Annotated in this window: 6 protein-coding genes; 1 reads left to right on the top strand and 5 read right to left on the bottom strand. The window is 49.4% G+C overall.

Annotated features, from left to right (window positions below; translation table 11 throughout):
• The first annotated feature begins 67 nt into the window (after window positions 1-67).
• The gene (locus AB1756_02255; GenBank protein ID MEW5806162.1) at window positions 68-2,101 is read left to right on the top strand and encodes a hypothetical protein; all 2,034 of its coding nucleotides are present in this window, start codon (window positions 68-70) and stop codon (window positions 2,099-2,101) included.
• Window positions 2,102-2,152: 51 nt separating this feature from the next.
• On the opposite strand, the gene AB1756_02250 is transcribed toward AB1756_02255, so the two are convergent.
• From AB1756_02250 to AB1756_02230, 5 genes are all read right to left on the bottom strand, one after another.
• Window positions 2,153-4,000 (bottom strand): S8 family serine peptidase, encoded by a 1,848-nt coding sequence (locus tag AB1756_02250; GenBank protein ID MEW5806161.1) that lies wholly within the window; start codon window positions 3,998-4,000, stop codon window positions 2,153-2,155.
• 126 nt (window positions 4,001-4,126) lie between these two features.
• Complete coding sequence (gene nrfD / locus AB1756_02245) at window positions 4,127-5,299, bottom strand: NrfD/PsrC family molybdoenzyme membrane anchor subunit (protein ID MEW5806160.1); 1,173 nt, start codon at window positions 5,297-5,299, stop codon at window positions 4,127-4,129.
• A gap of 26 nt (window positions 5,300-5,325) precedes the next feature.
• Window positions 5,326-6,123: a 4Fe-4S dicluster domain-containing protein gene (locus AB1756_02240; protein ID MEW5806159.1), complete on the bottom strand. Its 798-nt coding sequence runs from the start codon at window positions 6,121-6,123 to the stop codon at window positions 5,326-5,328.
• On the bottom strand, window positions 6,120-6,863 hold the full coding sequence (locus AB1756_02235) for a hypothetical protein (GenBank protein MEW5806158.1): 744 nt from the start codon (window positions 6,861-6,863) through the stop codon (window positions 6,120-6,122). The genes AB1756_02240 and AB1756_02235 overlap by 4 nt, the downstream gene beginning before the upstream one ends.
• A 187-nt stretch (window positions 6,864-7,050) precedes the next feature.
• Window positions 7,051-7,503 carry a sigma-70 family RNA polymerase sigma factor gene (locus AB1756_02230; GenBank protein ID MEW5806157.1) on the bottom strand — a complete coding sequence of 151 codons (453 nt, stop codon included), beginning with the start codon at window positions 7,501-7,503 and terminating at the stop codon, window positions 7,051-7,053.
• Window positions 7,504-7,606: the final 103 nt, after the last annotated feature.

Raw genomic sequence — 7,606 nt, 5'->3', positions numbered from 1 at the left:
GATGAAAAGAGCGGGAAATGCGATTTTAAGCTAAAATGAATGAAAATTTCTAAATAAGGAGCAGGTCATGATGAGAAGATTGTCAATAGCCTTTCTTATTCTATTATTTTCTTCCTTTTTCTACATGAGTGCGGCTGATTCATGCGTGAATCAGACCACACAGGAAAGGATTGTCCAGGCGCTTCTCCAGAAGCATGGCGAGAGCCTGCGTTTCCGGATCGAGAGGGGAGTAAAACAGGCAGCCCAGTTCTGGAGCAAAGAAGATGGCGGTGAGGAAGAATTCGAGGCCTTCTGCAAAGAGAACTTCATCGGCGATCCGGAAATGCTAGATATCACTTTCCGCAGGCTGGAGATGTTTAATGAATCGGTAAACGGGCATTTCACTGAAATGGGGTTGGACATCACGCGGCCCCTTTCGCTTGACTGGGGAGACATCCTTCCTATCGATATGCTCACAGGAGAGTTCAATCCGGCAGCCCATCTGAACGAAGACCTGTTCAAAGGGAAGATAGCCTTCATCGTTCTTCTCAATTTTCCCCGGTACACCTTGGAAGAAAAATCTAAGCTGGGACCTCAATGGAGTAACAGGGATTGGGCTTATGCGCTGATGGGGGATGCTTTCGTCTCGCGAGTCCCTGCCAGTATTCTTCAGGATATCAGCGCCGTCATGACCAAGGCAGACACTTACATCTCCGAGTATAACATCTTCATGGGAAAGGTCGTGGATGATAAGTACCAAACTTATTTTCCTGAAGAGATGAAGCTGATCAGCCACTGGAACCTGCGCGATGAACTGAAGGCGAGATATGCCGATCCGGAAGGTCTTAAAAAGCAGAAGCTTATTTATCAGGTTATGCTCCGGGTAATTTCGCAGGAAATTCCTGAAGAGGTCATCAACAAGAACACTTACGAGTGGGATCCGCTTGCCAACAAACTGTTCCTGAATCGGAAAGAAGTTCCCTTTAAGTCCGAGCCTGACACGCGCTATGTCATTTTTTTGCAGACGCATAGGGCGATGAAGACGTTGGACCCATACTATCCTGACTTTCCGACTCACGTGAGCAGGATGTTCGACTGGGTAAGAAAGATCCCTTATGCCGAAGTGGAATCGATGTTCATAGATCTGCTTTCATCCAGACAGGTTAGGGAAACCGCAAAGCTGGTAAGGAAGAGGTTGGGAAGAGAACTGAAGCCTTTCGATATCTGGTATAACGGATTCACGGCGAAACAGTCCATTTCAGAAGAAGAGCTCAATCGTATCGTTTCTGAGAAGTATCCGACGCTGGGATCATTCGAAAAGGACATTCCAAACATCCTCGTAAGGCTTGGGTTCAGCAAGGAGCAGGCAGATTTCATCGCTCCAAAAATCCAGGTTGACCCAGCAAGGGGAGCAGGGCACTGTGCCGGCGCAGAGATGAAGATAGGCAAAGCCCGTCTCCGGACCAGGGTTCCAAGGGGAGGGATGGATTACAAGGGGTTTAATATCGCAATGCATGAGCTGGGTCACGCAGTGGAACAGACGCTTAGTCTTCACAAGGTTGACCATTACTCGGAGCACGGCATTCCGAACACCGCATTCACTGAAGCTTTTGCTTTCCTCTTCCAGACCAGGGATCTTGATGTTCTTGGACTGGAAAAAAAGAGCGAGGAGGCAGTGCATCTCAGCGCGCTGGATACCCTCTGGATGACGTACGAGATCATGGGAGTCGCGCTCGTTGACATGAGAGCATGGAAATGGTTGTACGAGCATCCGGAAGCCAAACCTGCGCAGCTCAAAGAGGCGGTGATCTCAATAGCAAAGGATGTCTGGAATAAATATTATGCAGATGTCTTTGAAGTGAAGGACGTTCCCATCCTTGCCATCTACTCACACATGATCGATTCCGTACTCTATCTGCCCGATTATCCGATCGGGCATGTCATTCAATTCCAGATGGAGAAGTATCTGGAGGGGAAGAATCTGGGAGTGGAGATGGAGAGGATGTGCAGATCTGGAAGCATCATCCCTCAGCTCTGGATGGAGAAGGCGGTCGGATTAAAGATCACGGCGAAACCGCTGCTCGATGCAGCCGATTTCGCTCTTGCCGTGATAAAAAAGTAACACTGTCCTTGTTTTTTCAACAAAGGTCTCAGGAATCGCCTAAATAGAAGATCAGGGGCAGGCACTGGATGTACGTTCATTGCCTGCCGAGTCTGCTCCAAGAGTTCCAGTCCCGCATCCGTTCTGGGCCCTGACGAGATAGTAGAATCCAATTCCCGAAGATGGGTTTTCCGTATCTGTTGTATGAGCATCTGGAAGATTGTTGGCAAGGCAGGAGGCGCGCGAGATACTGCCATCCGAGAGCAGGTCGTTCAGGAAACCGCGCAGAAGATCGAAGACAGTGGAGGAACCGGTGAGAGGAGAGATGTCCTCCCATAAGATCGTCTCGTGATCCTTGAGGAACTCTAGCTTTCGCACTTCCGGGGGAGCGATGGCCAGTGTGTCGTTGGAAGGGGCACAATCGCAGCTATCCGGCATCCGATCACCGTCCCCGTCGGGGATCCCCTTGACGGCGGCCAGAGCATCCACGAGGCCGTGTCCGAAGAGGTTGTTTGGTTTGTCGGAAGGACCGGTGTCGCCGCAGCGCTGGGGCCATGGCATGTTCACCTGTGGGTTGGCGGATGCCTCAATGATGCAGCGGGTCGTTTCTATGAGACCGGTCATTTCAGGTCTTGCTGCCCAGAGCAGAGCCACGGCCCCCGCAACATGAGGCCCTGCCATGCTAGTCCCGCTGAATGAAGCATAGTTAGCGTTACGAACGCTCGAGCGGACATTGACTCCAGGGGCAGAGATGTTTGGTTTGAGTCTGTTGCTTCCATCAACGGTAACGGGACCGCGACTGCTGAACAGGGCAAGAGACGTGGATGAATCTGTGGCTCCAACGGAGAACGATTCCCCATAGATGGCGGGAGGGTCGGACACCGTCGAACAGAATGGACCGCTGTTGCCTGCGGAGACGGCTGGAAAGATCCCGGCTGCATTCAAATTGGCGAAAGACTCCTGCAATGAATCGGGATCGCACCCCTCGGATGGAGGGCATCCCCAGGAATTGTTGATTATGTGCGGCGCAAGATCGGCTCTACCTGACGAGGCGGCATCAAATCCGGGAGGGTATGGCGTCAGGAAAAATTCGTTGCATTCGATGTAGCGGGCGGGGGTTCCAACGCCATGGTCCATGTTGCGGCATGCTATCCATTTAGCCCCGGGCGCAACGCCTATCTGATTTCCCTGGCCATCATCACCCGTCATCGTCCCTGTCGTATGTGTCCCGTGATCATTATCGTCGATCGGTTCAGCTCTATCTTCAATGGAATCGTGCCAGTTGTATGAATGATCTGCCGATGTCCCGTTCCACCCTCTGTATTTTCCTTTCAATGCGGGATGGTCCCATTCAACGCCGGTATCAGCGCTTGCAACGACGATCCCTTCTCCATGGACCCCGTATTCCTGCCAGACCTTGTCGGCGTGGATTGCCTGGATTCCCCATTCTACGCCCAGGAAGGAACCCGATGAAGATGGAGATTCTGGAACCGGAAGCACTTGTCTGATATGAGGGTTCCCGACGATCTTTGCGACCTCGGTTTGTGAGGCAATCCAGTTGGCGAGCGTTAAATCCCCTCTGACGAGAAGCGCATTGATGATGAAGTATGACCTGACCGTAATCCCTTTTGACTCCAAGTGATCGCGTAGCCTCTTCTGACTCTTTTCCGATATGTTTTTTAGAAGGGATACTACGATCTCCTTTCGTGAGATTGGATCGAGACCTTTAGGTAACTGATGCAAGGGAGCTTTATCTTCAAAGATGACGATCATCTCTGCCGGACCCTTTGCAAGCTCGCGACCAAGCCAGGGAGATATTTTCGGGGAGATCGGCTCATCCATTGAAAAAGAGAGATTAAAGCAGGAGATCAAGGAAAAAGTCATAATTAAAAGGGTGGATCGGAACAGTTTTGAATTCATATTCCTTTTCCTCAACTTTCTTCAGACCTTATATATACAGCGCATGTAAAGCCCTCGTCAAGCTGAAAGGCGAGTGAAAAAGATCAAGGAAGAAGATTAGCAGGGAGGCTCATTGATTGAGGAAAGTTATTGAGCCTCACGCATCTCTTCCCATGGCGGGAGAACGCGAAACAGCACGTATAGGATGATAAAAGGAAGGAGTAGAAGAAAAAGCGACATCAGTAAACCTTCCAATCCTAGAAATGTCATCTTGTATGCGGTGAGACCGCTGAAGCTCTTGGAAAACAGCTGCCCTCCTATCACAACGTTCCAACGCGTTGAAAAAATGCCCACTTGAACCAGAAGCGCAGAAAGGAAATAAACCTGCTTTCTTAATTCGTCGGGTGCTTTGAACAGTTTGACGCCTGCAATGGCAAGAAGTGGAACGATCATGCCGATCAGGAGCTGAATGACTATCAGGCTCACGAACAGCTTTCCCATCACCAGCTCGGACAGGATGTGGATTGACTCCTCCGATTCATAGATCCTATGGATGAAATCCAGTGCCTCCAGCGAGAAATCTATAATCATGACATAGAAAAGATAACTGGCCAGTTTGTTCAGACATGCCATATCGATCTCTTTCCCGCGCATAGGAGTGACCACCATGTAGATGAGCAAAACTAGAGCAATACCCGAAACAATGGCTGAAAAGAGGAAGACGATCGGCATGAGAACGCTGGACCACCAAGGATTCGCTTTGATGGAGCCGAAGATGAACCCGACATAACCGTGCAGTAAAAAGGCCGATGGGATGCCGATGATTGTGATCAATTTGATAGCTTTCCTGTCGAATGTGAGAGATTGCTCCGAGGCGTCGCTCGAGAAGAGCGTGATGAGCTTATGGAACCATTTCTTGATCCCGGATTCCTTCTTTTCCCAGAGGATTATGTCTCGTCTGTAATCGAACCAGATCTCCAGGAGCAGAACGGCCATCAGATACCACGCATATACGAATCCAAACATCGCCATGGCAGACTTGGTGTTAGGAGTTAGGAAGATTTCAAAAGATTTTTCCGGATGCCCGAGATGTGTCAGGAGCGGCAGGGGCGATACAATCAAAAAGGCCAGGGCGGTCAGCAGTGCCATCCTGTATGTCGCCTGCACTTCCCGTACGTTGAATATTTTGACAAGCGAAGCGAGGATGAATGCTCCCGCAACCAATCCTGTCAGATATGGATACACCACAATGAGAATCCCCCAGTGGAGCTCGATCTCATTGGGGTAGATGTATCCGCTAACTTCTTTTAAGATCGGCATCAAATGTCGAATTATTTCTTCCAAGGCTATCGTACCTCCATATCGAAGTTGGCGTAATAGACCTTTGGCTCGGTGTTCAAGGATGGCTTGAGTACAGAGATCTTATTCATCCGCATGAAGCGAACCAGTGGACTTGCTTTCTTTTCAAGCTCGCCGAAAATACGCGCCTGGGTCGGACAGACTTCCACACAGGCAGGCAGCTTCTCTTTCACTATTCGGTGATAGCAGAAGGTGCACTTGTCTGCTACCCGTTTTTCAGGATGAAGATAACGGGCACCGTAAGGGCATGCCTGAATACAGTATCTACAGCCGATGCAGTACTGTGAGTCGACGAGAACGACACCATCAGGCGTCTTGAACGTTGCTCCGACTGGACAAACCTGCACACATGGCGGTTTGTCACACTGGTTGCATATCTTGGGCACAAAAAAATTCCGCACCAGGTTTTTTTCGGGAGCTGACCCAGGTTTGAAGCCGTCTGCAGCTCCATTTGGACTATCGATGGCTACTTCACCATCCTCGAAGATACGGTAGCGTTCCACCCAGGTCCGGAAGAAGAATGGCTCCCGTGGCACGTCGTTCTCCAATTTGCACGCATTGGCGCATCTTCCGCAGCCTATACATTTGCTTATGTCGATCCCCATCCCGTAATAATGCTCAGATGGGGCATATCCATTTGAGTAAGTCCACGCGGCACCTTTCTTATTTTCTCTGGCAAACAGAAATTTCGGGACGAGAAGCAAAACGCATGATGAACCAAGAGTCTGAATGAAAGTGCGTCGATCAGGGAGTTTTTTGCTCGATTCTTTTACCTTGTACTTCATCTCGCCTCCGGTAGATGGGGATAATGGCATTGCCAGCAGACGTATCGAACATTGTGTGATGCCATATCTATCCGTGGTATTCCTTTGTCGGCAGGAGCATCCTGCGCGTGACAGCCTCCGCAAAATTCGCGTGTTTTTGGTTTGCCCGGCAATACTTTTCGTGGATTGATCTTATGCTCTTCAGGCGTTTCATGACAGCGCATGCATGGTACATACACATGGTGTGATAGAGATTTTGTCCGGGCGATCTCAGCATGGCAGGCAGTGCATTCTGCTGGCGCTTGAGGAGGTTCCGGATCATGAGGCTCATGACAGGTGATGCAAGGTTTCATGGGATTGTGCGAAGCCGAGACGATCTGGGGGAACCCCGTCGGCCTGGAAGGAAGATATTCATGGCACACAGGGCAGTATCCTCGCCCAGTGGGAGCCTCCAGTTCTGCCGTATCCGTGGTTTCTGCATGTGTAAAGGCAGGCCCATGACACACTTCGCAGGAAACGTTCTGGTGAAAACCACCGCGCTTGGTCTCAAAAACATCCTCATGGCAGTCATAACAAGCTTCCTGACCTGCATAGTGCATTCCCTGTGCAATTATCTCCTCAACAGCAGATGCGCGGTAATGACCATATTTCCCAAAATCAACAGGGATCAGAAAAGAACGAACGATAAGAAACAGCACTGCAAATATTGCAGCGAGGATGATCAGCCGCTGTAATTGTTGCGGGATTCTTTTCCATTTCACAAGCATGACTTCCAATTTTGGCTTTCTCATATTTCCCGATTCCTCACCAAAATGCTTGGACCTGCACGGTTACTCAGATCGGTCAATGCAACTTCAGGAATCCCCTGTATCTGTATTCCTTGCTATTCGCAAGAATTTTGCTCTTGCCGAATTGAGCAAAATTCTTTTCGCTTTATAAATGTCAGTATTATAATTTGCGGGGCGATTCGATATTATGCAGGCCTACACTTTCAACGATATCAAAGGACTCTTTAAGCTTGGCCAGAGCTCCTTTTTCGATCTGCCGGATCCTCTCGCGGCTAAGATTTAGCTCGCTGCCAACCTCTGTATATTTCATGTCCCCGTAAATCCGGCTCATGACCACTTTCTCTCGCGAGGATAAAACCTCAAAAAATAAGGGAAGCAAGGTGCCTCCATCAATTGAATAATCCGGATCGCGGGGCTGGCCGGGCAGAAGATCATATAAAGTAGCGCCGTCTTTTTCTCCGCTATAGAGGGGGGCATCCAAAGAGGATAATTTTTGGCTTTCTTTCTGATGTTTGGTGACCGCTTGCCTAACAGAGGACCAGACCCACCAGGTCGCATAGGTTAAAAACTTAACTCCCCTATTAAAGTCGGTTCCTATCCAAAAAGTGTACATGAGAACTGAGAGCAAATAAAATGTAGAAACGCATCGGAAACTCTGATAGAACTCCTTTTATTATTAACACTTAACAGAAAGGAGATCAGAGACCGATGCGCAT

This window comes from Acidobacteriota bacterium, from assembly GCA_040752675.1.
Lineage (GTDB): Bacteria > Acidobacteriota > Polarisedimenticolia > JBFMGF01 > JBFMGF01 > JBFMGF01.
The sequence above is the reverse complement of the archived record's forward strand: the minus strand, read 5'-3'. Positions and strand labels throughout refer to the sequence as shown.